Source organism: Streptomyces sp. NBC_00461, from assembly GCF_036013935.1.
Classification (GTDB): domain Bacteria; phylum Actinomycetota; class Actinomycetes; order Streptomycetales; family Streptomycetaceae; genus Streptomyces.
This window is the reverse complement of the sequence record NZ_CP107902.1, coordinates 8,124,262-8,149,790: the sequence shown is the minus strand read 5'-3', so window position 1 is coordinate 8,149,790 and position 25,529 is coordinate 8,124,262. Positions and strand designations below refer to the sequence as shown.

Genomic DNA, 25,529 nt, shown 5'->3' with positions numbered 1-25,529 from the left:
CCCTTCGGGGGTGGCGGAGGGATCGCCGTGAGAGGGGGTGGCGGAGGGATCTCAGGGGGAGGGGGCGGTGTCGGGGAGGGCGACGGCTGTTTCGGCCGCGCGGCGGAGGAACGGGAGGGAGTGCTCGGCGAAGTGGGGGCCCGCGTGCGAGTGGCGGGGCAGTTCGACGACGGTCAGGCCTTGGTAGCCGGTCGCTGCCAGGGCCGCGAGGACGGGCGGGAAGTCGATCTCGCCGTCTCCAAAAGGGAGGTGTTCGTGGACGCCGCGGCGCATGTCCTCGATCTGGACGTGCCGCAACCAGGGGGCAGCGGCGCGTACGCATCCGGCGGGAGAGAGCGGTTCGAGGCACTGGCAGTGGCCGATGTCGAGGGTCAGACCCAGGTCCTGGGGGTCGCCGAGGAGGGCGCGGAGTCGGTGGAAGTCGGCGAGTGCGGCAAGGAGGTGGCCCGGTTCGGGCTCGATGGCGAGGGGGACGCCGGCGGTGGCGGCGACGTCCAGGACGGGGGTGAGCGCCTCGGCCAGGCGCTTCCACGCCGTGTCGGTGTCCGTCCCTGCCGGTGTGATCCCGCTGAAGCAGTGCACCGCGTGGGCACCGAGGTCGGCGGCGACCTGGACGGCGCGGATCAGCAGGCCGACGCGTCGGGCCCGGTCGTCCGGATCCGGGTCCAGCAGCGAGGGGCCGTGCTTGCGCCGCGGATCGAGCACGTAGCGGGCGCCCGTCTCCACGGTCACGCCCAGACCGAGCGCGCCGAGCCGCCCGGCCAGCCGGTGGGTGCGGGCGGTGAGGTCGGGGGCCAGCGGGTCGAGGTGCATGTGGTCGAGGGTCAGCCCGACGCCGTCGTAGCCGAGGTCGGCGAGCAGGGCGAGGGCGTCGTCGAGACGGAGGTCGGCGAGCCCGTTGGTGCCGTAGCCGAAACGGAGGGAGGTGGCGGGAGCGCTGCGGCGGAGGTGGCCATGCGCCTCGCGATCAACCGACTCTGGGTTGCGGTCGCTGCTCCTCGGGCGCCGGGCCTGCGGGTGGCTCATGTGACGCTCACCTTCCTCGCGAACCTTCTGCCGAGCGGGGCGAAAGCTGCGACGAGCAGGGCGGTGGCACCGGCGCCGGAGCGGGCGGTGAGTGCGGCCTGGAGGGGGATCGTGGCGCGGATGCCGCCGGTGACGGCTCGTTGGGTGAGTGGGGGTGAAGGGTTGAGGGTGGCGTGGAAGTAGGAGCGGGCGGGGGTTGCCGCGTAGGCGGCGGCGAGGGCCAGGCGCAGGGCAGTGGCGGCTGCTTGCTGCGACAGCACGGTTTGATGGGCCCGATTGGCTCCCTGAGCGGTGAACCGACGCCAAGTGGCCGCCTCTGACGGGGCGTTGGTGCCGCAGGGAACAGCCGGAGCACCCCGAACACCCCGCACACCCGGCGCACCATGCACACCCGGCGCACCCCGCACACCCTGCGCACCCTGCGCACCCTGCGCACCCTGCGCACCCTGCGCACCGAACGAGCCGTGCGGACTGGTCGCGGCTGCGTCCGGTTCTGCCGGACCGCGCCCAATGCCGCGCCCGATCCGGCGGTGTCGGGTCATGCCGGCTGCGAAGACCTCCGCTCCGGTTCCCGGCAGGCCGCGGGTGGCTGCTTCCTGCGGGCCTGCCGGGGGGCGGTGAGTACGGCGCGCGACCAGCCGGGCCAGCACCCCGGTGGCGGCGAGGGCCGCCAAGGGTGCCAGCGGTGAGCCGAATCTCGTCTCCTGACGGGATACGACCGTCACCGCGAGGGTGTGGGTGCCGAGCAGTGCCGCGGAACCCAGCGCCTCGCGGGTGCGGCCCGTTGTGGCGGCGGCGCCGAGGAGGAGGTCCAGTGCCCTGGCCGCGGCCATGGCGACGGGTCCTGTCGGGGTGTGCTTCAGGGTCAGGTCGTATGCCCAGACCGTGGCCGCTAGGGGTACGGCGACGGTGAGAGCGGGGCGGCCCGCTCGGGCCGCGAGGGCGAATCCCGTTCCGGTGAGAGCGCAGGCCGTCGACAGGGCGGCGGCCGGGTGGATGCGGCCTGAGGGCAGGGGGCGGTGGGGGCGTTCGGCGGCGTCCTCCTCGCGGTCCGCCCAGTCGTTGAGGGCCATGCCGGCTTCGTAGAGGCACAGGGAGGAGCCGATGGCGAGCAGGGTGCGCGAGTTCGGGGCCGCGCCGGCAGCCGCCGCTCCGGCGAGAGCGTCGCCCGGAACCGTGAACAGGGCCGGGAGACGCAGCAGTTCGGCCCAGGCACGGCCGCGGTTCAGGCGGTGGGCGCTTCTCCGCGCCGGGCTCACCACAACTCCCCCAGCCGCCGACCGGTACGACCGGAACCGTCGGCTCGGCCGAAACCACCGGAACCGCCGGCACGACCGGAACCGACACCCCGCCCGCCCCCGTTCCCGTCCTCTCTCCCTCCCCCTCCTCGTCCCCCTCCTCCAGCAACCTCGCCACCGCTCCGAGAACCCGACAGCCGCCCCGCGAACCCGGTCACAGCCGTGTACTGCTCTCCCAGCGCCGAAGGTCCCTCCCCCACCGGGTCCTTGAAGTAGAAGCCGAGCTCAGCGAGCGGGCCGGACAGCCCGGCTTCGTCGGCTCGGGCGAGCAGCCGCGCCAGGTCGAGTACCAGGGGGGCCGCCAGGGCCGAGTCACAGCCCTGCCAGATGGTCTGGAGAACCATGCGGGTGCCGAGGAACCCGTCGAAGGCGACGTGGTCCCACGCGGTCTTCCAGTCGCCGAGCGCGGGCACGTCGTCGATGTGGACCTCGCCCTCGGGGGTGGCGGCGAGGGTGTCGGCGAGGACGCGTTCCTTGCCGGCGTTCTTCGCCGCGGCGGCTGCCGGGTCGGCCAGGGCGGCGCCGTCGCCTCCACCGAGCAGATTGGTGCCGGACCAGGCGCGAACCGCGAGGGCCCGCTGGGTGAACATCGGGCCGAGGACGGAACGCAGCAGCGTCTGGCCTGTCTTGCCGTCGCGTCCCGCGTACGGCAGGCCGCTCGATGCCGCCGCGTCCGCCAGAGCGGGGTGGTGCAGACCGGTCGACGGGGTGAAGTTGACGTACGGGCAGCCCGCGCGCAGGGCCGCCGCCGCATAGAGGGAGCTGGGCGGGAGGGCAGAGCCCGTGGCCGGGGGCTCGGTGGAGGCCACGTTCACCACCACGGCACACGCCAGGCTGCCTCGCCGTACGAAGTCGGTCATGTCCGCGGCGAAGGCGGCGATCAGTTCCTCTTCGCTCCGTGTGTCGCCGGGGGTCGGTCCGCCCGGTCTGATCTCCCCGTCGGCGGCGGCCAGTTCGGCCGCCACTGCCGTGGGGAGGCCGACGGGAAGGACACCGCCTGCCGCGAGTGCCTCCGCGCGTTTGGGCAGGGGGCAGTCCAGGGTGTCGTGTCCGCCGAAGACGAGGGAGGCGAGCGGCGGCAGTCCGGCCCCTGCGAAGACGGGTGTCTCGGTGACCAGACCGGTGGGCGGTTGCAGGCCCGCGGCCAGGGCGGCGCAGCCCGCAACGACGGTGGTCGCCACGGAGCCACGCGCCCCGATCAGCCAAACGCCGACGCGCGGCGTGGAACCGGAATCAGAATCAGAAACGTGATCGGAATCGGAATCGGAAACAGACGCGGACATGGGCAGCCTCCTTGTCGAGCGCGTCCTGTGCCTCGTGCACGCCCCCGAGACGGGCTATCGGTGCTGGACGAGATACCGGGCTGGAAGACGGCGGGCGGGGGTCCGGCGTCCCCCGCCCGTCGTCGCTCAATTGCCCTTGCCGGGCAGTTCCTTGATGCGGACGTCGCGGAAGGACACCTGGTCGTCGGCTCCGTGGTTCTGGAGGCCGATGTGTCCGTCGGCGAGGCTCCGGGCCGGATCGGTGTTGGTGAAATCGTTGATCTTCACGCCGTTGAGCCAGATGCGGAGGTGTTCGCCCTCCACCCGGATCTCGTACGTGTTCCACTCCCCCGGCGGGTTCAGCGCACGGTCGCGCTTCTTCAGGTCGGCGGATCGGAAGCCGTAGACGGACCCTGTCGTCTTCTCGGGTACGTCGGTGGCGTCGATCTGGATCTCGTAGCCGTTGTCCACGGCCGACCACGGGTCGTCCGAGGGCGGAAAGCCCACGAACACGCCGGAGTTGTCGTCACCGTCGGCGCCGGTCATCCTCCAGTCGAGCTTCAGTGAGTACGAGGTGAAGCGCGACGCGGAGTACCAGAGCAGGCCCATGCCGCCCGACGACGTCAGCGTGCCGTCGTCGTCGAGGGTGAAGGAGCCGGGGCCCGCCTGTTTCCAGCCGGCCAGGGACGCGGCGGAACCGTCGAAGAGCGGCCGGTAGCCGTTCTCCGGCCGGCAGTCGGCCTGTGCGTCGCCGATCGCCCAGCGGATTCCGCCCGACAGGTGCTGTCGGAAGGCGGGTTCGGCGTACGACTCCTTGGTGTGGCCGAGGCCGGTGTAGAAGGCGCGGCCGCCCTGGTAGTTCTGGCACCAGGCAATCGGATGGTCGCCGTTCATGGTGCCGCCGGTGTACGAGGACTCGTCGAGCGAGGCCAGGACATGGGCGCGCTCTCGTGGATTCGAGCGGTAGTTGTACCACTCGTCGGTGCGGTTCCAGGTCCGCGCCAGTGCCGACGTCGCCGGGTGGGAGCGGTCCTCGACGTCGACCGTCGCGGGCTGGATCGCCGGGTGCGACTGGAAGTAGGCGCCGGCGAGGCCGCCGTAGAACGCCCAGTCGTACTCGGTGTCCGCGGCGGCGTGGATGCCGACGTAGCCGCCGCCGTGCCGGATGTAGCCCTCGAAGGCGCTCTGTTGGGTCGCGTCGAGCACATCTCCCGTCGTCGACAGGAACACGACGGCGTCGTAGCGGCGCAGGTTCTTCGCGGTGAACGCGCCCGCGTCCTCCGTCGCGTCGACCGCGAAGCCGCCGCTCTCGCCCAGCTGCTTCACCGTCTCGACGCCGACCGGGATGGAGTCGTGCCGGAAGCCGGCCGTCCGGGAGAAGACCAGAACCCGCTTCCCGTCGTCGGCGGGGTGCCCGCCGGTGTGTGAGGAGGCGGGCCCCGAGACACAGCCGAGGAGCAGCGCGGCACCCACAACGGCGGTTGCCAGTCGGTTGGTTGAGCGCATCACGTTCCCTCCTCTCAGCCGGTCGTGAAGGTGAAGTCGTCCACGTCGAAGAGCGCGCCGGATCCGCCCTTGAACACCAGGTAGAGGGTGGTCGTGCCCCTCGGTGCGCGGGACAGGTCGGCCCTGACGTCCTGGAAGGTCTCCCAGCCGCCGGTCACGGGGACGGTCGCCTTGCCCAGCAGGGTGCCGGTGGACGAGCCCGCCCGGACTTCCAGGGTGCCGCCCGCGCCGCCCGACGCGATGCGCGCGGTGATCTTCTTCGCGTTGCTCAACACGTACGGCGTGAAGGAGATCCAGTCGCCGTTGTCGATGTCGCCGACGGTCCTGCCGCCGTGCGCGGTGTCCTTGGTGATGACGGAGACGCCGGAGCCGTTGCCGAAGTGCTCGGCCTGGCGGTGCCTGGGTTCGAGGACGCTCTGGTCGTGCGAGGTGAGCGGGGCCTGGCCGCCGCCTCCGCTGTCGGTGTACTCGGCGTCGAGGACTCCGAAGATGTTGGCGTCCTCGTCGTGGCCGCCGTCGGCGCTCGTCTGGATGGTGCCGGTGCAGCCGCTCGCGGAGGTCTGCGGGTGGCCGTGGGTGTCGTGGCCGAGGATGAAGTTGACCTTGACCTTGGAGCAGTCGACGGCCGTGCCGTCCTCGGGGTCGGTAACCCGTACCTTGAACGGGACGGCGTCGCCGAAGCTGAACAGCTGCCCGTCCTTGGGGAGTTCGAGCATCACCTTGGGCGCGGTGTTGCCGACGACGATCTGCACGCTCGCGCTGCCGGTGCGGCCGGTGGGGTCCTTGGCGGTCAGGGTCGCCGTGTAGGTGCCGTTCTTCTTGTACTTGTACGTCGGGTCAGCCGCCGTCGACCTGCCGCCGTCGCCGAAGTCCCAGCTGTAGGTGAGGGCGTCGCCGTCCTGGTCGGTCGAGCCCTCGGAGGAGAACTGCACCTTCAGCGGGGCCTGCCCGGAGGTCCTGCTCGCCGCCGCCTGCGGAACCGGCGAGTGGCCGTCGGTCGCGTTCTCGATGCGGTACAGGCCCGAGTGCTCGTCGCCGCCGAACCACGCGGTGCCGTAGTCGAGGACGTACAGCGCGCCGTCGGGGCCGAAGGCCATGTCCATCACCTGGGTGCCGGTCCAGGGGAAGGCGTTGATCGACTGGACGTTTCCGCTGCCGTCGGCGGCGATCCGCTTGATCCAGCGGCGGCCGAACTCTCCGGCGAAGAAGTTGCCGTCGTAGGCCTCGGGGAACTTGACCGGCGAGTCGAGCGAGGCGTCGTAGTGGTAGACCGGGCCGCCCATCGGGGACTCGGAGCCGTCGCCGAACTCCGGTACGGACGGGCCGTTGTAGGGGATCCAGGCGGGCTGGGCCGGGGGCAGGTCGGTGAGGCCGGTGTTGTGCGGGGAGTTGTTCTTCGGCGCGCTGCAGTCGAACGAGTCGCCGGACGTCTTGGTCGCGAAGTCGTAGTCCACGTAGGCGTCGTTGGCGCCGGTGCAGTACGGCCAGCCGAAGTTGCCGGGGCCGGTCACCCGCGCGAACTCGACCTGGCCGGCGGGTCCGCGGGCAGGGTCGGCGGCGCCGGCGTCGGGGCCATAGTCACCGACGTAGAGGATGCCGGTCTTCTTGTCGACGCTGAAGCGGAACGGGTTGCGGAAGCCCATCGCGTAGATCTCGGGCCGCGTCCTGTCCGTGCCGGGCGCGAAGAGGTTGCCGTCGGGGACGCTGTACGAGCCGTCGGCGCCGACCTTGATACGCAGGATCTTGCCGCGCAGGTCGTTGGTGTTGCCGGCCGAACGCTGGGCGTCGAAGGCGGGGTTGCGCTCGGCGCGTTCGTCTAGGGGGCTGTAGCCGTCCGACTGGAAGGGGTTGGTGTCGTCGCCCGTCGACAGGTACAGGTTGCCCGCCGCGTCGAAGTCGATGTCGCCGCCGACGTGGCAGCACAGCCCGCGGGAGGCCGGAATGTCCAGGACCTTCCTCTCGCTCGCCGCGTCGAGGGTGCCGTCGGCCTTCAGGACGAAGCGGGAGAGACGGTTGACGCCGTCGAAGGGCGCGAAGTCGGCCCGGCTGCCGGTCTCCGGGGCGTCACCGGCGGGGGTGTCCAACGGGGGCGCGTAGTAGAGGTAGATGGCGCGGTTGGTCGCGAAGTCCGGGTCGACGCCGACCCCTTGGAGGCCCTCCTCGTCGTGGGAGTAGACGTTCAGCTTGCCGATCAGCCGCGTGTTGCCCGCGGCGTCCGTCAGCCGGAGTTCGCCGTCCCGCGAGGTGTGCAGGACCGAGCGGTCGGGGAGGACTGCGAGCGACATGGGCTCGCCGACCTCCGGTTCGCCCTTGGCGAGGGTGACCTGCTGGAAGTCCTCGGCGGCGGCTGCCGCCGGTGCGGCTCCCGGGTCGGCGACGGCTGCGCCGGCCTGAGGCGCCGTGAAGGTGAGGGATGCGCCCGCGAGGAGCGCGCCGCCGAGGAGGGCGACGGCTCTGCGGAAGCGGCGTCTGTGGGTCTCGATTCTGTCGGTGCTGGTGTTGCTGGTGTTCCCGTGCACGAATGCCTCCAGTAAGGGGCCGGTTGTACGGGCGGGTGCGGTGCGCCGGGATGCGCCGTCATCCCGGAGAACTGACGAACAGTCACATATCGCCAGGAAGATCCCTTGCCGCTCCTGAAAGACGAGTTGCCGGTCCAGGAAGATCAGTTACCGGTCCAGGAAGATCAGTTGCCGAACGCGGCGTCGAAGGAGGCCGACGGCGGCTCGAAGTCGTACGCCTTCAGGCGGGTGAGGGCTTCGGGGGCGCCCTGGAGCCGGTCCATGCCGGCGTCCTCCCACTCCACGGAGACGGGGCCCTGGTAGTCGATGGACCGCAGCATCCGGAAGACGTCCTCCCAGGGGACGTCACCGTGTCCCGCGGACACGAAGTCCCAGCCCCGGCGCGGGTCGCCCCACGGCAGGTGGGAGCCGAGACGGCCGTTGCGGCCGTCGAGACGCTTGCGGGCCTCCTTGCAGTCCACGTGGTAGATCCGGTCGCGGAAGTCCCACAGGAAGCCGACCGGGTCGAGGTCCTGCCACACGAAGTGCGAGGGGTCGAAGTTCAGACCGAAGGCGGGGCGGCCGCCAACTGCCTCCAGGGCGCGGTGAGTTGTCCAGTAGTCGTAGGCGATCTCGCTCGGGTGGACCTCGTGGGCGAACCGCACGCCCTCCTGGTCGAAGACGTCCAGGATCGGGTTCCAGCGTTCCGCGAAGTCCTCGTAGCCGCGCTCGATCATCGCCTGGGGGGCGGGCGGGAACATGGCGACCAGGTGCCAGATGGCGGAGCCGGTGAAGCCGATGACGGTGTCGACACCGAAGGCGGCCGCGGCCCGCGCGGTGTCCTGCATGCGCTGTGCCGCCCGTCGCCGGACTCCTTCCGGGTCTCCGTCGCCCCACACCTCGCCCGGCAGGATGGCCTGATGGCGTTCGTCGATGATCGCGTCGCACACCGCCTGGCCGGTCAGGTGGTTGGAGACGGCCCAGCACTTGAGGCCGTACTTGTCCAGCAGTTGCTTCCTGGAGTCGATGTACGCAGGGTCCGCGAGCGCCTTGTCGACCTCGAAGTGGTCTCCCCAGCAGGCGAGTTCGAGGCCGTCGTAGCCGAAGTCGCGGGCCAGGCGGCAGACTTCTTCGAGTGGCAGGTCGGCCCACTGGCCGGTGAAGAGCGTGAACTGACGCGGCATTCTCCTGAACCCTCCTCAGACGGTTATGGGCGTGTACACGGAGTTCTTCTCGGCGCTCTCCTCCACCGCGGCCAGCACGCGCTGCACCTGCAGCCCGTCCGCGAAGGAGGGTTCCGGTTGCCCGCCCTCGGCGATCGCGTGGACCAGGTCGCGGGCTTGGTGGACGAAGCTGTGCTCGTAGCCGAGACCGTGCCCCGGCGGCCACCAGGCGTCCATGTACGGGTGGTCGGGTTCGGTGACGAGGATGCGGCGGAAGCCGGCGTGCGTTCCGGGCTCCGTACCGTCGTGGTACGACAGTTCGTTGAGGCGCTCCAGATCGAAGGCCAACGAGCCGTGCTCGCCGTTGAGTTCGATGCGCAGGGCGTTCTTGCGGCCGGTCGCGTAGCGCGTCGCCTCGAAGGAGGCCAGGGCGCCGGAGGTGAAGCGGCCGGTGAACAGGGCGGCGTCGTCGACGGTGACCGGTCCGGTGCCGGCGGACGAGACGGCGGACAGGCCGCTGGTGGCGCCGACGGGCAGGGGGCGTTCCCGTACGAAGGTCTCCGTCAGGGCGGAGACCCCCGTCAGCGTCTCCCCCGCCAGGTACTGCGCGAGGTCGACGATGTGTGCGCCCAGGTCCCCGAGCGAGCCCGAGCCGGCCAGTTCCTTGCGCAGTCGCCAGGTGAGCGGGAACTGCGGGTCCACGAGCCAGTCCTGAAGGTACGTCACCCTCACGTGCCGCAGGGGGCCGAGCCTGCCCTCGGCGACCATGTTCCGGGCCAGCGCGGTGGCGGGCAGGCGCCGGTAGTTGAAGCCGACCATTGCCAACTGGCCACGTCGATAAGCGACTTCGGCAGCCTCGGTCATCGCCGCGGCCTCGTCGACCGTGTTGGCCAGAGGCTTCTCGCACAGTACGTGCTTGCCGGCGGCGAGCGCGGCGAGGGCGATCTCCGCGTGACTGTCGCCGGGGGTGCAGATGTCGACGAGGTCGACGTCGTCCCGTTCGATCAGGGCCCGCCAGTCGGTCTCGGTCGCCGCCCACCCGTGCCGGACGGCGGCCCGGCGCACGGCGTCCGCGTCACGTCCGCAGATCGCGGCGAGGACCGGGCGGAGTGGCAGGTCGAAGGCGCGGCCCACGGTGCGCCAGCCCTGGGAGTGGGCGGCGCCCATGAAGGCGTAGCCGACCATGCCGACGCGCAGTGGCGGCTTCCCGCCCTCCGATCCGTCCGACTGCTGGGGCTGTCCCATGCGGATGTCCTCCTCGTCCTGGTCGTGTTGGCGCCGTGGGGGGTGCGGGGCGGGATCTGTCAGCGGAAGCCCGTCGGCATGTACTGGTCGACGTTGTCCTTGTCGACGACGGCTGAATAGAGGGTCAGCGAGCCGGGGATCTCGAACTCGGCGAGGCCGCTGATCCCCTTGCTCTGGCCGAGCGCCCGGGCGAGGTCGATCGCGGAGGCGGCCATCGACGGCGGGTACAGGACGGTCGCCTTCAGGACGCCGTTGTCCTGCTTGATGGCCTGGAACGCGGACAGCGCGCCCGCGCCGCCGACCATCAGGAAGCCGTCGCGGCCGGCCTGCTCGATGGCGCGCAGCGCGCCCACGCCCTGGTCGTCGTCGTGGTTCCACAGGGCGTCGAACGTGGGTTGCGCCTGGAGGAGTTGGGCCATCTTGGCCTGCCCCGACTCGACGGTGAACTCGGCCGCCTGACGGGCCACCTTCTTGATGTTGGGGTAGTTCTTCAGGGCGTCGTCGAAGCCCTGGGTGCGCTGCTTGGTCAGCTCCAGGTTGTCGAGGCCGGCCAGTTCGATGACCTTGGCGCCCTTCTTGTCCTTGAGCTTCTCGCCGATGTACGTGCCGGCGTTGAGACCCATGCCGTAGTTGTCGCCGCCGATCCAGCAGCGGTACGCCTGCGGGGAGTTGAAGATCCGGTCGAGGTTGACGACGGGGATGCCGGCGCGCATCGCCTTGAGTCCGACCTGGGTGAGAGCCTTGCCGTCGGCGGGCAGCACGACCAGGACGTCGACCTTCTTGTTGATGAGGGTCTCGATCTGGCCGATCTGCGCGGCCGTGTCGTTCGAGCCCTCGGTGCTCTCCAGGGTGACGTCGGAGTACTTCTTTGCGCGGCTCCTGGCGTTGTCGTTGATCGCGTTGAGCCAGCCGTGGTCGGCCTGCGGGCCGGCGAAGCCGATGGTGACGTGCTTGCCCGGCTTGTCGTCGGCGGCCGACTGGTCGCCCGCGGCCGGCTTCTCGTCCTTGGCGTCGTTACTCGTGCAACCTGCGAGGAAGGCGGTGGCAGAGACGGCTGCGGTCCCGAAGAGCAGCCCTCGGCGACTTGTGGAATGCGACATGGCACCACGAGTGGTGGGCGACATGGCGCTACCGGTGGAATGTGACATGGGGACTGACCCTTTCCTCAGGTCGTGCTCGCGGTACGGCGCTGGACCAGCACGGCGGCCACGATGATCGCGCCCTTGGCGATCTGCTGGACGTCGCTCTGCAGGTTGTTCAGGGCGAAGATGTTGGTGATCGTGGTGAAGATCAGGACGCCGAGCACGGAGCCGGTGATGGTGCCGCGCCCCCCGGTGAGCAGCGTGCCGCCGATGATCGCGGCGGCGATGGCGTCGAGTTCGTAGAGGTTGCCGTTGGTGTTCTGGCCGGAGCCGGACAGGATGATCAACAGGAAGGCGGCGATGCCGCAGCAGAGCCCGGACAGCAGGTAGAGGTAGAGGCGCTGGCGGCGTACGTCGATGCCGGCGAGCCGGGCGGCCTCCGCGTTGCCGCCGACGGCGACGGTGCGGCGGCCGAAGGTGGTGCGGTTGAGGATCAGCCAGCCGATGATCGTCACGACCGCGAAGACGATGACGAGCGGCGGGACGCCGAGCACGTACGCGTCGCGCTCACCGAGGTCGAGGACGCCGGTGATGGTGACGATCTGCGTCTTGCCGTCGGTGATCTGCAGCGCGAGGCCGCGCGCCGAGGCCAGCATGGCGAGCGTGGCGATGAACGGCACCATTCCGCCGTAGGCGACGAGCAGCCCGTTGACCAGGCCGCAGCCGACGCCGACGAGCACCGCGGTGAAGAGGATGCCCGCGAAGCCGTACTCCTGGGTGGCCACCGTCGTCGCCCACACGGAGGAGAGGGCGACGATCGCGCCGACCGACAGGTCAATGCCGCCGGAGGTGATGACGAAGGTCATGCCGACGGTGACGACGCCGATCACCGAGGCCTGGGTGAGGACGAGTTGGAGGTTGCGGGTGTCGAGGAATTCGTCGGGTTTGGTGATCCCGCCGATGAGGATCAGCGCGGCGAGGACGCCCAGCAGGGAGAGGGTGCGGACGTCGGTGCGGGCGAACAGACCGCGCCACACGGGGGGTTGGCCCACCGACGGCACCTTGTCGGTGTTGTCCCGTGGCGGGGAGGCATGCTGCGTCATGACGCCGGACTTCCTTCCATGACGAGGTCCAGTACGCGGTGTTCGTCGAGTTCGCGGGCGGGCGCGGTGTGTACGACGCGGCCCTCGCGGAGGACCAGCACGCGGTCGGCGAGGCCGAGCACCTCGGGGACCTCGCTGGAGACCAGCAGCACGGCCAGGCCCTCGTCGGCGAGGCGGCGGATCACCGCGTACAGCTCGGCGCGGGCGCCGACGTCGACGCCGCGGGTCGGCTCGTCGAGGAGCAGCACCCGGCAGCCGCGCAGCAGCCAGCGCGCGAGTACGGCCTTCTGCTGGTTGCCGCCGGACAGGGTGCGCACGGGCACGGACGGGTCGTCGGGCCGCAGCGAGAGTTCGCGGGTGGCGGCCCGCGCCGCCCCCAGTTCGGCTCCCCGGTCGAGCCACCCTCCGTGTGAGAAGCGGGACATGGAGGACACCGAGACGTTGCGGGTGACGGTTTCCAGCATCAGCAGGGCCTGCGCCTTGCGTTCCTCGGGGGCGAGTCCGAGCCCGGCGCGAACGGCAGCGCGTACGCTTCCGGGCCGCAACGCCCGTCCGTCGACGCGGACGTGACCGGCGGTGGGCTTGCGGGCGCCGTAGATCGTCTCCAGGATCTCGGAGCGCCCGGAGCCGACCAGTCCGGCGAGACCGACGATCTCACCTGGCTGGAGCTCCAGGTCGAGGGGTTCGAACTCGCCCTGCCTGGCGAGCCCCTGGACCTGCAGCACCGGAGCCCCACTGGGAGCCGACGCCGGCCGCTCGGGGAAGACGTACTCGACGTTCCGGCCCGTCATGAGTGCCACGACCTCGCGCGTCGGTGTCGACTTCGCGGGCAGCCCGCCCGCGACGGCCCGTCCGTCCTTCAGGACGGTCACGCGGTCGCCGATGCGCCTGATCTCCTCCAGCCGGTGGGAGATGTAGACAACGGCGACGCCCTCGGCGGTCAGGCCGCCGACGATCCGGAAGAGGTTGTCGACCTCGTCCGGGTCGAGGGCGGCGGACGGCTCGTCCATCACGATGAGTCGTACGTCGTGGGAGAGTGCCCGGGCCATGGACACGATCTGCTGCTGGGCCGCCGACAACTCGCCGACGAGACGGGCGGGATCGATTTCCGGGTGGCCAAGTCGCTTGAGCAGCTTGGCTGTTGAGGCCTTCGCGGCCTTCTTCCGTACGACGAATCCGGCGGCCGTCGGCTCATGGCCCAGGTGGACGTTCTCGGCCACGGACAGGTGCTCCACCAGGTCGAGTTCCTGGTAGATGGTGGCGATGCCCAGGCGCATGGCGGCGATCGGCGAGCGGAGGGTGGCCTCCTCGCCGCGCCAGCGGATGGAGCCGGTGTCGGGCTGGTGGGCACCGGACAGGACCTTGATCAGGGTGGACTTGCCTGCCCCGTTCTGGCCGAGCAGACAGTGCACTTCACCGGCCTGGACGTCGAGGTCGACGCCGTCGAGGGCCCGGACTCCGGGGAACGACTTGGTGATGCCGGACATGCTGAGCAGCGGTGGTTCTGGTGCCATGAGGTTCCCCTTGGCGGGCGTGCGGGCCGGTTTCAGGGCAGGGCGAGGCAGGGCGCCGAACTGATGTGATCCGTGCTGACGTCGGTGCTTACGCGGGTGAGAACAGGTGGTCGCTGATGAGCCGGGCGGCGCCGATGACGCCGGAGGTCGGCCCCAACTCCCCCAGCACGATGGGCAGGTTGCCCGTAGCGAGGGGCAACGACTGACGGTAGACCTGGGTGCGGATCGCGGCGAGCAGGGTGTGGCCGAGGCCGGTCACACCGCCGCCGATCACCACCAGGCCCGGGTTGAAGAAGGAGACCAGGCCGGCGATGACCTGGCCGGTGCGGTTGCCGCCCTCGCGGATCAGGTCGAGGGCGGTGGGGTCGCCCGCGGCGGCTGCCGCGGCGACGTCGACGGCGGTCAGGGTGCCGCTCGCCGCCAGGCGTGAGGCGAGTTCCTCGGACAGCCCCTGCTGGGCCGCTTCCACGGCGTCCCGGGCGAGGGCGGCCCCGCTGAAGTGGGCTTCCAGGCAGCCCCGGTTGCCGCAGGCGCACGGACGTCCGTCGGGCACGGCCTGGATGTGCCCGATGTCGCCGGCGCTGCCGGTCACCCCGCGGTGGACCTCACCGCCGGCGACGATCCCGCAGCCGATACCGGTGCCGATCTTGACGCAGAGGAAGTCGCCCACGGAGCGTGCCACGCCCGCGTGCATCTCCCCCATCGCCATCAGGTTCACGTCGTTGTCGACCATGACGGGGCAGCCGAGTTCCTGGCTGAGCGCCTCCCGTACGGGGAAGCCGTCCCAGCCCGGCATGATCGGCGGAGCCACCGGCACACCCTCGGGGAAGCGCACCGGTCCCGGTACGCCGATGCCGGCGCCGTCGTACCCCTCCGCGAGCGCGGAGGCCTTCAACTTCGCCGCCATGGACAGGACTTGCTCGAAGACCGCGACCGGGCCCTCGCGTACGTCCATGGGCTGGTTGAGGTGTCCGAGGATCTCCAGTTCGGCGTTGGTGACGGCGACGTCGACCGAGGTCGCGCCGATGTCCACGCCGAGGAAGCGCAGTTGCGGATTGAGCCGGACGTTGTGGGAGCGGCGGCCGCCGCGCGAGGCGGCGAGTCCGTCGGCCACGACCAGGCCCGTCTCCAGCAGCCGGTCCACCTCCACGGCCAGCTTGGACCGTGACAGGTCGACCTGATCGCCCAGCTGGGCACGGGAGTTGGGGCCTTCGTCGCGCAACAGCTTGAGCAGCTTGGCCTGATGAGCGTTCCCGGGTCGTGCGGTCATGCGTCTCACGAGCCCCTCCCCGCCTCAATCGGCCAACTGTGTTCGGGCTTTCGAGGGGAACGTAGCAGCGAACCGCGAGGCTGAGAAGAAGCCGTGCACGGATTGCCGTCGACTTTCTCCACTGGCAGGACAAAGGACACCCGCGCGCCCGGCGCCGGGCCACCCCATACGATCTGGTCAGCATCGGTCCAGGGGGACACATATGAACAGCGCAACGGCGGAGAATCCGGGCCGCAGAGTCACGACCCTTGAGCTCTTCTTCGATCTCGTCTTCGTCTTCACCCTCACCCAGCTCACCGTTCTGCTCGCCGGCGACCTGACGTTCGCCACGGCGGGCAGGGTCGCGCTGATCTTCGTGGTGCTGTTCTGGATGTACGGCGCCTACGCGTACCTCACCAACCAGGTACCGCCGGACCGCCTCTCCCGCCGTCTCCTGCTGATGCTGGGCATGGGCGCGTTCCTTGTCTGCGCGCTCGCCATCCCGCGTGTCTTCGACGACACCGGAGTGGTCTTCGGTCTCGGCTTCCTGGCCGTCGTCCTCGTGCACACCGCGCTCTACACCCGCAGTCACGGCCGGGACTCCGTCTGGTACGGCGTCCCGAACGCACTGGCCGCCCTCTCCGTCACGGCGGCGGGCTTCTTCGACGGGCTCGCGGCGGACGGCCTCTGGCTGCTCGCGCTCCTCCTCCAGTTCGTGACGCCGTTCTTCGCCGAGCACGGGCCGGGCAGGGCGGACGGACAGCGGTCGGCCGCCGTCATGCGCGTCCAGCTGGGCAGTCTGGACCCGGCGCACTTCGTGGAGCGCCATGGCCTGCTGCTGATCGTCGCGTTCGGCGAGTCCGTCATCGCGATCGGCACCGGTGTCGGCCAACTGCCGCTCACACCTGGTCTGTTCGGCGGGGCGTTCCTCTCGCTGGCGCTCGCGGTCGCCCTGTGGTGGACGTACTTCGTGCGCGACGAGGAGGGCGCCGAGGCGGTGTTCGACGCGACGCCGGCGCCGGATCGCTGGCGTCTGGCGATGAACGCGTACTACTACGCCTTCCTGCCGATGCTGCTCGGCATCGCCTACCTGGCGACGGGCGTGAAGAAGACGCTGGGCCACCTCACGGAACATGTGCACACGGGCCCGGCACTTGCGTTGGCGGGCGGTGTGGCGCTGTTCCTCGTGGGGGACGTGGCGTTCCGGGCGGTCCTGCGCCTGAACCCGGTGCGGTTCCGGGCGGCCGCCGCTCCGGTGGCCCTGGCCACCACCCTGCTCGGCGTCCGTGTCTCGGCGGTCGCCGAACTCCTCGCCCTGGTGGGGGTGTTGGTGGTCATGCTGACGGTCGAGGCCCGTTCATGCGGCAGCGTGAAGGAAGTTCAGTCCTTCGCCCGGTCGTGATACGACCGCCGCGTGTGCTCGGTGTGCTCGCGCATCAGCTGCGTGGCACGCTGCTCGTCCCGGTCCGCGATCGCCGCGATCAGCGCGCGGTGTTCGATCCAGGACTGCTGTCCGCGCTGCCGGGCGACCGGTGTGTAGTACCAGCGCACCCGGCGGTCCACCTGTGCGGCGAGTTCGGCGAGGACCGCGTTGCCGGCCAGTTCCATGATCTTCGTGTGGAAGCGGGCGTTCATGCCGACCGCGACGTCCACGTCGTCGGCGGCGACGGCCTTCTCGCCCTCGGCGCACAGCTCTTCGAGCACCGTGATGCCGGCGCTGCCCGCGTTGGCGGCGGCGAGCCGGGCGGCCTCGGCCTCCAGGAGCGTACGGACCGTGAGGAGCTGGTCGGCCTCCTGTTCCGTCGGCTCGTGCACGAACGCGCCCTGAGCGGGCCGCAGATCGACCCATCCCTCGGTGTTCAGCCGCTGCAACGCCTCCCGCACCGGCTGACGCGAGACGCCCAGGTGGCCCGCGAGTTCACTCTCGACGAGATGCTGGCCGGGCTGGAGGGCGCGGGTGGTGATGAGTTCGAGCAGCGCCTCGTAGACGCGGTCGCGCAGCGGGCCGGGCCGTTCGAGCTTGGGTACCGCGCCCTGTGGCAGTCCTGTCGACAGCATCGGTCGGTCCCCCTCATGGGCAGCGTGGAGCAACTGCAGCCGGAAAGCCAGTATGAATTGTCTTTCGTCTACAGTCTACGGCGCACAGTGACCAGTGGTTCGGCGGGTCGTCTGCGTCACACCGGGACGTACGCGCAGGTCACGGGCAGCGGACGACCTGTCCGGCGTACGACAGGTTCCCTCCGAAGCCGAACAGCAGGACCGGGTCACCGGTGGTGATCGCGCCCCGTTCGACGAGCTTGGAGAACGCGAGCGGAATGCTCGCCGCCGAGGTGTTGCCGGACTCGGTGACGTCGCGCGCGACGACGGCGTTCACGGCGCCGATCTTCTCGGCGAGGGGCTCGATGATGCGCAGGTTGGCCTGGTGCAGGACGACTCCGGCGAGGTCGGCCGGCTCCAGCCCGGCGCGCTCGCAGGCCTTGCGTGCGATGGGCGGCAGTTGCGTGGTCGCCCACCGGTAGACGCTCTGCCCCTCCTGGGCGAACCGCGGGGGCGTGCCCTCGATCCGCACGGCGTGCCCCATCTCGGGCACCGAGCCCCACAGCACGGGTCCGATGCCGGACTCGTCCGAGGCCTCGACCACGGCGGCCCCCGCCCCGTCGCCGACGAGGACACAGGTCGTGCGGTCGGTCCAGTCCGTCACCTCGGACATCTTGTCGGCGCCGACGACCAGGGCACGGGTGGATCCGCCCGCACGGACCGCGTGATCGGCTGTCGCCAGCGCATGCGTGAACCCCGCACACACGACGTTGAGGTCCATCGCGGCGGGCGAGGGGATGCCGAGCCGGGCGGCGACGCGGGCGGCCATGTTGGGCGAGCGGTCGACGGCGGTGGAGGTGGCGACCAGGACGAGGTCGATGTCGCCGGGAGCCAGGCCCGCCGCCGCGAGGGCCTTGGCGGCGGCGTGGGCGGCCAGCTCGTCGACAGGCTCGTCGGGCCCGGCGATGTGGCGCGTGCGAATTCCCACCCGGGACGTGATCCACTCGTCACTGGTGTCGACCAGGGCCGCCAGGTCCGCGTTGGTGAGCACCTTCGCGGGCTGGTAGTGGCCGACGGCGGCGATGCGCGAGCCGTTCATTGGGGGGTCCCCTCGTTGCCTTGCCTTGGGTTGCGGGATCCACCAGTCTGATCAGTGACTCGCGGGTACGACGGCAGGTAAGGCGACAGGAAACGGGCGCCCGCGTTGTCGGCTTCTGTCAGACGATCGGACGCCCGGACACCTCCCGAACGGTCACCCGGTGTGCGCGGACGTCACCCGGTGAACAGCTGGGTCGCCTTCTGTACGAGTTCGTAGAGCCCGTAGGCGAGCGGTGCCCCCACCCACAGCCAGGCGAAGGCGATCAGCGGGCGTCGGTCAGGCGGACTCTGGCTGCTGTCGTTCGACATCGACGGTCTCCTCCCGCGGGGCGGGGATGTGGTGGCGGGTGTGGACGGGGCGGACGAGTTCGTTGGCGACGAAGCCGACCACGAGCAGCCCGATCATGATGACGAAGGACATGGTGTACAGGGCGGAGCCGTGCTTGCCCGCGCCCTCCTGCCGGTCGGCGATCCAGTTGACGATCAGCGGGCCGAGGACGCCGGCCGTGGACCAGGCGGTGAGCAGCCGCCCGTGGATCGCGCCGACCTGGTAGGTGCCGAAGAGGTCCTTGAGGTAGGCGGGGACCGTCGCGAAACCGCCGCCGTAGAAGGAGAGGATCACCAGCGCGCACAGGACGAACAGCGGCTTGGACGAGTCGCCGAACAGTGCGATCAGCGCGTACATCACCGCGCCGACGCCCAGGTAGACCCGGTAGATGTTCTTGCGGCCGATCAGGTCGGAGGTCGACGACCAGCCGATGCGGCCCGCCATGTTGGCTGCGGACAGCAGGGCGACGAAGCCGGCGGCGGCCGAGACCGACACCGGGGTCGAGGTGTCCTTGAAGAAGTCCGTGATCATCGGGGCGGCCTTCTCCAGGATACCGATGCCGGCGGTCACGTTCATGCAGAGCACGACCCACAGACACCAGAACTGCGGAGTGCGCACGGCGCTGTTGGCGGAGACCTGCGGGCCCTGGACGGCGCTCGGTGCGCCCTCGGTGCTTTTGCGCTCGTCGGCGCGCGGGACCCGCACCAGCAGCACGCCCAGCGACATGAAGACGGCGTAGGCGAGTCCGTGCACGAGGAACGCGAGCGCGATCCCCGAGTGGTCGGAGCCGAACGACTCCAGCATCTGGGCGGACCAGGGAGAGGCGATGAGCGCGCCGCCGCCGAAGCCCATGATGGCGATGCCGGTGGCCATGCCGGGCCGGTCCGGGAACCACTTGATCAGCGTGGACACGGGGGAGATGTAGCCGATGCCGAGGCCGATGCCGCCGACGAAGCCGTAGCCGAGGACGATCAGCCAGTACTGCTCGGTGGCCGCGCCGACAGCGGAGATCAGGAAGCCGGACGAGAAGCAGATCAGGGCGACGGTCATCGCCCAGCGCGGCCCGTTGCGCTCGACCAGCGTGCCGCCGAACGCGGCGGACAGGCCGAGCATGACGATGGCGAGCTGGAAGGGCAGCGCGCTCTGCGTGCCGCTGAGGCCCAGCGCCGACTCGAGAGGCGGCTTGAACACGCTCCAGGCGTAGGCCTGGCCGATGGAGAGATGGACGGAGAGTGCGGCGGGGGGAACGAGCCAGCGGCTCCAGCCGGCCGGCGCGACAGGGGGACTCATGATCCCGAACGTTAGGGAGTACCACGGGAGTTGAGAAGGCGCCGCGTCGACCGTATGCGATGAACGGCGTCCAGGACGCGCCGAACGGTCGGACCGACCGGTTTTCCGAACCGTGCGCGAACCCTTGCTGCCCCCATCGCCATACTGTAGACAATATTCAGTCGACAGTGCGTTTCGTTCGACCGCGCTCGCCAGAGTTCGGCAGTGCAGCCATCTCCGCGGTATCCCTCGACCGAACGGAGCTCCCCCGTCATGAAAGTCGCAGTCCTCGGCGCCGGTGCGATCGGCGCCTACGTCGGTGCCGCGCTCCATCGCGCAGGCGCCGATGTGCATCTCGTAGCCCGTGGACCGCACCTCGCGGCCCTGAGGCAGCACGGAGTACGGGTGCTCTCCCCGCGCGGCGACTTCACCGCGCACGCCCATGCCACCGACGATCCGGCCGAGATCGGCCCGGCCGACTACGTCTTCCTGGGTCTGAAGGCCAACTCGTACGCGGCGTGCGGGCCGCTGATCGAGCCGCTCCTGCACGACACCACGGCGGTCGTGGCGGCCCAGAACGGCATCCCCTGGTGGTACTTCCACCGACACGGCGGCCCCTACGACGGCCACCGCGTCGAGAGCGTGGACCCGGACGGCGCGGTCAGTGCGGTGATCGCGCCGGAACGGGCCCTCGGTTGTGTCGTCTACGCGGCGACCGAGCTCGAAGGACCAGGAGTCGTACGGCACTTGGAAGGCACCCGGTTCTCCATCGGCGAGCCCGACCGCAGCGTGTCGAAGCGCTGTCTGGACCTCAGCGAGGCCATGCAGGCCGGCGGGCTGAAGTGCCCCGTCGAACCGGACCTGCGCAACGACGTCTGGCTCAAGCTGCTCGGCAACATCTCCTTCAACCCGATCAGCGCGCTGGCCCGCGCCACGATGCGGCAGATGTGCCTGCACGGCGGCACCCGCAAGGTCATCGAGACGATGATGGCCGAGACGCTCGCCGTCGCCCAGGCGCTCGGCTGCGAGGTCGGCGTCTCCATCGAACGCCGTCTCGCCGGGGCCGAACGCGTCGGCGACCACCGCACCTCCACACTCCAGGACCTGGAGCGCGGCAAACCGCTCGAACTCGACGTACTGCTCGCCGCCGTCGTCGAGTTGGCGGAGATCACCGGCGTCGAGGTGCCCACCCTGCGCACCGTGCACGCCATCTCGGACCTGCTCGCACTGAGGAGCGCCGCATGAGGAAACGGCAACCGAAGACCTACACCCGGCTGACCCACCCGCTGGTGCGGGACTCCCGCAACGAGCCATTCCGGCAGGCGAGTTGGGAGGAAGCACTGGACCGGGCGGCCCGGGGCCTGGAGCGCAACCGCGGTGCGTTCGGCATGTTCTCCTGCGCCCGGGCGACCAACGAGATGAACTACGTGGCGCAGAAGTTCGCCCGCGTCGTCATGGGCACCAACAACGTCGACTCCTGCAACCGCACCTGCCACGCCCCGAGCGTGGCGGGCCTGTCGGCGGCCTTCGGCTCGGGCGGCGGCACCTCCTCGTACGAGGAGATCGAGCACACCGACGTCATCGTGATGTGGGGCTCCAACGCCCGCTTCGCCCACCCGATCTTCTTCCAGCACGTGCTCAAGGGCATCCACAACGGCGCCCGGCTCTACGCCGTCGACCCGCGCCGCACCTCCACCGCCGAGTGGGCGGAGAGCTGGCTCGGCATCAACGTCGGCACCGACATCCCGATGGCGCACGCGATCGGCCGCGAGATCATCCACGCGGGCCTGGCCAACCATGCCTTCATCGAGCGGGCCACCACCGGCTTCGAGGAGTACAGGGCACTGGTCGAGCCGTGGACGCTGTCCCTCGCCGAGAAGGTGACGGGCGTACCGGCGAGCGCCATAAGGGAGTTGGCGCACACCTACGCCCGCGCCGAACGCGCCCAGCTGTGCTGGACCCTCGGCATCACCGAGCACCACAACGGCACGGACAACGTCCGCGCGCTGATCAACCTGTCACTGCTGACCGGTCAGGTGGGCCGGTACGGCGCCGGGTTACAGCCGCTGCGCGGCCAGAACAACGTGCAGGGCGGCGGCGACATGGGCGCGATCCCCAACCGCCTGCCCGGCTTCCAGGACATCCTCGACCCCGACACCCGGCTGAAGTTCGAGTCGGCCTGGGACACCGTCATCCAGCCCCACTACGGGCTGACCCTGACGGAGATGTTCGAGGCGATGGAGGAAGGCACGCTCGGTGCGGTCTACTGCATCGGCGAGAACCCGGCGCAGTCGGAGGCGGACAGCGAGCAGGCCGTACGACGTTTCCAGGCCCTCGACTTCCTCGTCGTGCAGGACATCTTCCTCACCAGGACGGCCGAGCTGGCGGACGTGGTGCTGCCGGCGACCGCCGGCTGGGCGGAGACCGACGGCACAACGACCAACAGCGAGCGGCGGGTTCAGCGGGTGCGGGCCGCGGTGACCCCGCCCGGTGAGGCCCGCGAGGACATCGACATCCTCTGTGAACTGGCGGCGCGTCTCGGCCACGACTGGAAGTACGCCGACGCCGAGGCCGTGTGGAACGAGCTGAGGTCCGTCTCGCCGGACCACTACGGGATGACGTACGAACGCCTGGCGCAGCACCAGGGCATCCAGTGGCCGTGCCCGAGCACCGACGGGCTCGAACCGACGTATCTGCACGGCCGGTTGTGGGAGAAGGACCCCGCACGGCGCGGAATGCCGGCGCCCTTCGGGATCGTGCAGCACGATCCGCCCGTGGACCTCACGGACGAGGATTACCCGATCCGGCTGACCACGGGGCGGCGCCTCGACTCCTACAACACCGGTGTGCAGAGCGGCGGTTACGCCTCCCCGCTGCGGCGCGGCGAGTACATCGAGCTGTGCCCCGAGGACGCCGAACGCTACGGGGTCGTCGTCGGCGAGGAGGTCCAGGTGTCCTCGCGGCGGGGCGCGGTCGTGGCGCCCGTCTGGATCGACACGGCGCTCAGGCCCGGGCTCGCCTTCATGACCATGCACTTTCCCGACGAGGTGGACACCAACCAGCTGACGATCGAGGCGAACTGTCCGATCGCGGGGACGGCGGAGTTCAAGGCGTCGGCGATCCGGATCGAGAAGCTCCCGGTCGCGACCATCGTGAGGTGATGTGGTGGACCTGCACTTCGGCGACAGCAAGCCGACGGACGACGAACGGGCCGCTGTGGACGCCCTGTTGGGCCTCCCGGAGTCCTCGTGGGAGGGTGCTGACCGCTCCGACGCCGATCTGAGGTGGGCGCGCGGCGGCCGGGCCGCCCGGAACCGGCGTGACCTGCTGTTACCGGGGTTGCACGCGATCAACGACCGGGTCGGCTGGATCAGCGAGGGCGCCCTCGGCTACCTGTGCCGGCGGCTGACCGTGCCACCGGCAGAGGCGTACGGGGTCGCCACCTTCTACGCGATGTTCTCGGTCGCCCCGCGCCCCACCACCGTCCTCCACGTGTGCACGGACCTGGCGTGCACGGCGGCCGGGGCGTCCGAGCTGTGTGCGGGGGTCGAGGCACGGCTGGGCCCCGGCAGCGGGGTGAGTGTCGAGCGCAGCCCCTGCCTCGGCCTGTGCGAGCGGGCTCCGGCGGCGCTCGCGATCAGGTCGGGCGATCCGGTGCGTACGGCGGTGTCGGCGCCGTCGACCGTGCGGGAGGCCGTTGTCGCTGCGAGCGCGCCCGACTCGGCGCCGGAGGAACCGCCGGCCGGGGCGGCCGTACCGCAGGCAGGACAGGACGGCCTGGTGCTGCTGAGCCGTGTCGGTGTCGTGGACCCGTCGTCCCTCGACGACTATCGCGCCCACGGCGGTTACACCGCCCTGCGCCGGGCCTTCGAGCTCGGCCCCGCCGGAGTCATCCGCGAGGTCACCGACTCCGGCCTGGTCGGGCGTGGCGGTGCCGCCTTCCCCACCGGCCGCAAATGGCAGGCCACGGCGTCCCAGCCCGACCGGCCCCACTACCTGGTGTGCAACGCCGACGAGTCCGAGCCGGGCACCTTCAAGGACCGCGTGATCCTGGAGGGCGACCCGTACGCGCTGGTGGAGGCGATGACGATCGCCGCGTACGCGACCGGCGCCCACCACGGCCACGTGTATCTGCGCGGCGAGTATCCGCGGGCCCTGCGCCGCCTGGAGCACGCGATCACGCAGGCACGCGCGCGTGGCTTCCTCGGCGACGACGTCCTCGGCCAGGGTTACGCCTTCGACATCGAGATCCGGCGCGGTGCGGGCGCCTACATCTGTGGCGAGGAGACGGCCCTGTTCAACTCCATCGAGGGCTATCGGGGTGAACCGCGCTCCAAGCCGCCCTTCCCGGTGGAGAAGGGCCTGTTCGGCAAGCCCACTGTCGAGAACAACGTGGAGACCCTGGTCAACGTCCTGCCGATCCTGACCATGGGCGCCCCCGCGTACGCGGCGATCGGGACCGGCCGCTCCACCGGGCCGAAGCTGTTCTGCGTGTCGGGGAGCGTGGACCGCCCGGGGATCTACGAGCTGCCGTTCGGCGCCACGCTCGGCGACCTGCTGGAGCTGTCCGGGGTGCGGCCGCGGCTGCGGGCGGTGCTCCTCGGCGGGGCGGCCGGCGGCTTCGTACGGCCGGACGAACTGGACATTCCGCTGACCTTCGAAGGCACCCGGGAGGCGGGCACCACGCTCGGCTCCGGCGTCGTCATGGCCTTCGACGACACGGTCCCGCTCCCCCGGCTCCTCCTGCGCATCGCCGAGTTCTTCCGCGACGAGTCGTGCGGGCAGTGCGTGCCGTGCCGGGTCGGGACCGTGCGGCAACAGGAGGCGCTGCACCGGATCGCGGAGCGCACGGGCGCGGCCGCCGCCGACGACATCGCCCTCCTCAGGGAGGTCGGCCGCGCGATGCGGGACGCCTCGATCTGCGGCCTGGGCCAGACCGCGTGGAATGCCGTGGAATCCGCCATCGACCGTCTGGGGGCGTACGAATGACCGTGACACCGCTGGGGATCCCGCGCCGGCTGCTGGAGTTCACGATCGACGGGGAGCCGGTGCGGGCGCCCGAGGGTTCGACGATCCTCGACGCCTGCCGGGCGGCCGGAAAGGACGTGCCGACCCTCTGCCAGGGCGACACGCTCACGCCCAAGAACGCCTGCCGTGTGTGCGTCGTCGAGGTCGAGGGCTCGCGCACCCTGGTCCCGGCCTGCTCCCGCAGGGCCGAGCCCGGCATGGAGGTCCGCACCGGCACGGAACGGGCCCGCCACAGCCGCAAGATCGTCCTCGAACTCCTCGCCTCCTCGGTCGACTTGTCGACGACTCCGCAAGCCGCCGGATGGATCAAGGAGTACGAGGCGAAACCGGACCGCTTCGGCCCGGACGCGGCCCGCCTGGACGAGGAACCCAGGGTCGACAACGATCTGTATGTGCGCGACTACGACAAGTGCATCCTCTGCTACAAGTGCGTGGACGCCTGCGGCGACCAGTGGCAGAACTCGTTCGCGATCTCGGTCTCCGGCCGCGGATTCGACGCCCGTATCGCCGTCGAGCACGATGCCCCGCTCACCGACTCGGCGTGCGTGTACTGCGGCAACTGCATCGAGGTGTGCCCCACGGGAGCGCTGTCGTTCAAGTCGGAGTTCGACATGCGCGCGGCGGGTACCTGGGACGAGTCGGCGCAGACGGAGACGACGACGGTGTGCGCGTACTGCGGAGTGGGCTGCAACCTCACTCTCCACGTGCAGGACAATGAGATCGTGAAGGTCACCTCGCCACACGACAACCCGGTGACCCACGGCAACCTCTGCATCAAGGGCCGCTTCGGCTACCAGCACGTACAGAACCGGGACTGAGACAC

At 70.5% G+C, this 25,529-nt stretch carries 20 protein-coding genes; 5 read left to right on the top strand and 15 right to left on the bottom strand.

Features of this window, described 5'->3' with window-relative positions:
• Nucleotides 1–51 precede the first annotated feature (51 nt).
• The 11 genes from OG870_RS37770 to OG870_RS37720 all read right to left on the bottom strand — a co-directional run bounded on the left by OG870_RS37770 (nucleotide 52) and on the right by OG870_RS37720 (nucleotide 14,967).
• Nucleotides 52–1,026 carry a sugar phosphate isomerase/epimerase family protein gene (locus OG870_RS37770; protein ID WP_327691945.1) on the bottom strand — a complete coding sequence of 325 codons (975 nt, stop codon included), beginning with the start codon at nucleotides 1,024–1,026 and terminating at the stop codon, nucleotides 52–54.
• Nucleotides 1,023–2,285, bottom strand: a complete 1,263-nt coding sequence (locus tag OG870_RS37765) for an SCO3242 family prenyltransferase (protein WP_327691944.1) — start codon at nucleotides 2,283–2,285, stop codon at nucleotides 1,023–1,025. The genes OG870_RS37770 and OG870_RS37765 overlap by 4 nt, the downstream gene beginning before the upstream one ends.
• Nucleotides 2,282–3,607 carry an inositol-3-phosphate synthase gene (locus OG870_RS37760; RefSeq protein WP_327691943.1) on the bottom strand — a complete coding sequence of 442 codons (1,326 nt, stop codon included), beginning with the start codon at nucleotides 3,605–3,607 and terminating at the stop codon, nucleotides 2,282–2,284. Before OG870_RS37760 ends, OG870_RS37765 begins: the two co-directional genes overlap by 4 nt.
• A 126-nt stretch (nucleotides 3,608–3,733) precedes the next feature.
• Entirely contained in the window at nucleotides 3,734–5,092 is a 1,359-nt protein-coding gene (locus OG870_RS37755; RefSeq protein ID WP_266591341.1) for a ThuA domain-containing protein, read from the bottom strand.
• A gap of 14 nt (nucleotides 5,093–5,106) precedes the next feature.
• Nucleotides 5,107–7,611 carry a PQQ-dependent sugar dehydrogenase gene (locus OG870_RS37750; RefSeq protein ID WP_266843287.1) on the bottom strand — a complete coding sequence of 835 codons (2,505 nt, stop codon included), beginning with the start codon at nucleotides 7,609–7,611 and terminating at the stop codon, nucleotides 5,107–5,109.
• A 164-nt stretch (nucleotides 7,612–7,775) separates the two neighbouring features.
• The gene (locus OG870_RS37745) at nucleotides 7,776–8,774 is read right to left on the bottom strand and encodes a sugar phosphate isomerase/epimerase family protein (RefSeq protein WP_266525319.1); all 999 of its coding nucleotides are present in this window, start codon (nucleotides 8,772–8,774) and stop codon (nucleotides 7,776–7,778) included.
• A gap of 15 nt (nucleotides 8,775–8,789) precedes the next feature.
• The gene (locus tag OG870_RS37740) at nucleotides 8,790–9,998 is read right to left on the bottom strand and encodes a Gfo/Idh/MocA family protein (RefSeq protein WP_266591339.1); all 1,209 of its coding nucleotides are present in this window, start codon (nucleotides 9,996–9,998) and stop codon (nucleotides 8,790–8,792) included.
• Nucleotides 9,999–10,057: 59 nt separating this feature from the next.
• Nucleotides 10,058–11,098 (bottom strand): substrate-binding domain-containing protein, encoded by a 1,041-nt coding sequence (locus OG870_RS37735; protein ID WP_266525315.1) that lies wholly within the window; start codon nucleotides 11,096–11,098, stop codon nucleotides 10,058–10,060.
• A 65-nt stretch (nucleotides 11,099–11,163) separates the two neighbouring features.
• On the bottom strand, nucleotides 11,164–12,183 hold the full coding sequence (locus OG870_RS37730; protein ID WP_266525313.1) for an ABC transporter permease: 1,020 nt from the start codon (nucleotides 12,181–12,183) through the stop codon (nucleotides 11,164–11,166).
• Nucleotides 12,180–13,697, bottom strand: a complete 1,518-nt coding sequence (locus OG870_RS37725) for a sugar ABC transporter ATP-binding protein (protein ID WP_266591338.1) — start codon at nucleotides 13,695–13,697, stop codon at nucleotides 12,180–12,182. The genes OG870_RS37730 and OG870_RS37725 overlap by 4 nt, the downstream gene beginning before the upstream one ends.
• A gap of 88 nt (nucleotides 13,698–13,785) precedes the next feature.
• A complete protein-coding gene (locus OG870_RS37720) occupies nucleotides 13,786–14,967 on the bottom strand; it encodes an ROK family transcriptional regulator (RefSeq protein WP_266525309.1) in 1,182 nt (393 codons plus the stop codon).
• Nucleotides 14,968–15,169: 202 nt separating this feature from the next.
• Between OG870_RS37720 and OG870_RS37715 the strand changes: the two genes are divergently transcribed.
• A complete protein-coding gene (locus tag OG870_RS37715) occupies nucleotides 15,170–16,348 on the top strand; it encodes a low temperature requirement protein A (protein WP_266525307.1) in 1,179 nt (392 codons plus the stop codon).
• Here the strand turns inward: OG870_RS37715 and OG870_RS37710 are convergent.
• The 4 genes from OG870_RS37710 to OG870_RS37695 all read right to left on the bottom strand — a co-directional run bounded on the left by OG870_RS37710 (nucleotide 16,327) and on the right by OG870_RS37695 (nucleotide 19,699).
• The gene (locus OG870_RS37710; RefSeq protein WP_266525305.1) at nucleotides 16,327–17,004 is read right to left on the bottom strand and encodes a GntR family transcriptional regulator; all 678 of its coding nucleotides are present in this window, start codon (nucleotides 17,002–17,004) and stop codon (nucleotides 16,327–16,329) included. The two genes, OG870_RS37715 and OG870_RS37710, sit on opposite strands and share 22 nt — an antisense overlap.
• Before the next feature lie 139 nt (nucleotides 17,005–17,143).
• Nucleotides 17,144–18,082 carry a beta-ketoacyl-ACP synthase III gene (locus tag OG870_RS37705; RefSeq protein WP_266591337.1) on the bottom strand — a complete coding sequence of 313 codons (939 nt, stop codon included), beginning with the start codon at nucleotides 18,080–18,082 and terminating at the stop codon, nucleotides 17,144–17,146.
• A 173-nt stretch (nucleotides 18,083–18,255) separates the two neighbouring features.
• Nucleotides 18,256–18,390, bottom strand: coding sequence for an MFS transporter small subunit (locus OG870_RS37700; protein ID WP_266525301.1), 135 nt, complete (start codon nucleotides 18,388–18,390; stop codon nucleotides 18,256–18,258).
• Complete coding sequence (locus OG870_RS37695) at nucleotides 18,359–19,699, bottom strand: OFA family MFS transporter (protein ID WP_266591336.1); 1,341 nt, start codon at nucleotides 19,697–19,699, stop codon at nucleotides 18,359–18,361. Before OG870_RS37695 ends, OG870_RS37700 begins: the two co-directional genes overlap by 32 nt.
• Nucleotides 19,700–19,951: 252 nt before the next feature.
• Here OG870_RS37695 and OG870_RS37690 point away from each other — a divergent pair, with 252 nt between their 5' ends.
• From OG870_RS37690 to OG870_RS37675, 4 genes are read left to right on the top strand one after another with little or no spacing between them, the layout of a single operon-like run.
• Nucleotides 19,952–20,923, top strand: coding sequence for a 2-dehydropantoate 2-reductase (locus OG870_RS37690; protein WP_266525297.1), 972 nt, complete (start codon nucleotides 19,952–19,954; stop codon nucleotides 20,921–20,923).
• Complete coding sequence (locus OG870_RS37685) at nucleotides 20,920–22,839, top strand: molybdopterin oxidoreductase family protein (RefSeq protein WP_266591335.1); 1,920 nt, start codon at nucleotides 20,920–20,922, stop codon at nucleotides 22,837–22,839. Before OG870_RS37690 ends, OG870_RS37685 begins: the two co-directional genes overlap by 4 nt.
• Nucleotides 22,840–22,843: 4 nt before the next feature.
• Nucleotides 22,844–24,667 (top strand): NADH-ubiquinone oxidoreductase-F iron-sulfur binding region domain-containing protein, encoded by a 1,824-nt coding sequence (locus OG870_RS37680; RefSeq protein WP_266591334.1) that lies wholly within the window; start codon nucleotides 22,844–22,846, stop codon nucleotides 24,665–24,667.
• Nucleotides 24,664–25,524: a 2Fe-2S iron-sulfur cluster-binding protein gene (locus tag OG870_RS37675; RefSeq protein WP_266591333.1), complete on the top strand. Its 861-nt coding sequence runs from the start codon at nucleotides 24,664–24,666 to the stop codon at nucleotides 25,522–25,524. The genes OG870_RS37680 and OG870_RS37675 overlap by 4 nt, the downstream gene beginning before the upstream one ends.
• The last annotated feature ends 5 nt before the right edge of the window (nucleotides 25,525–25,529 follow it).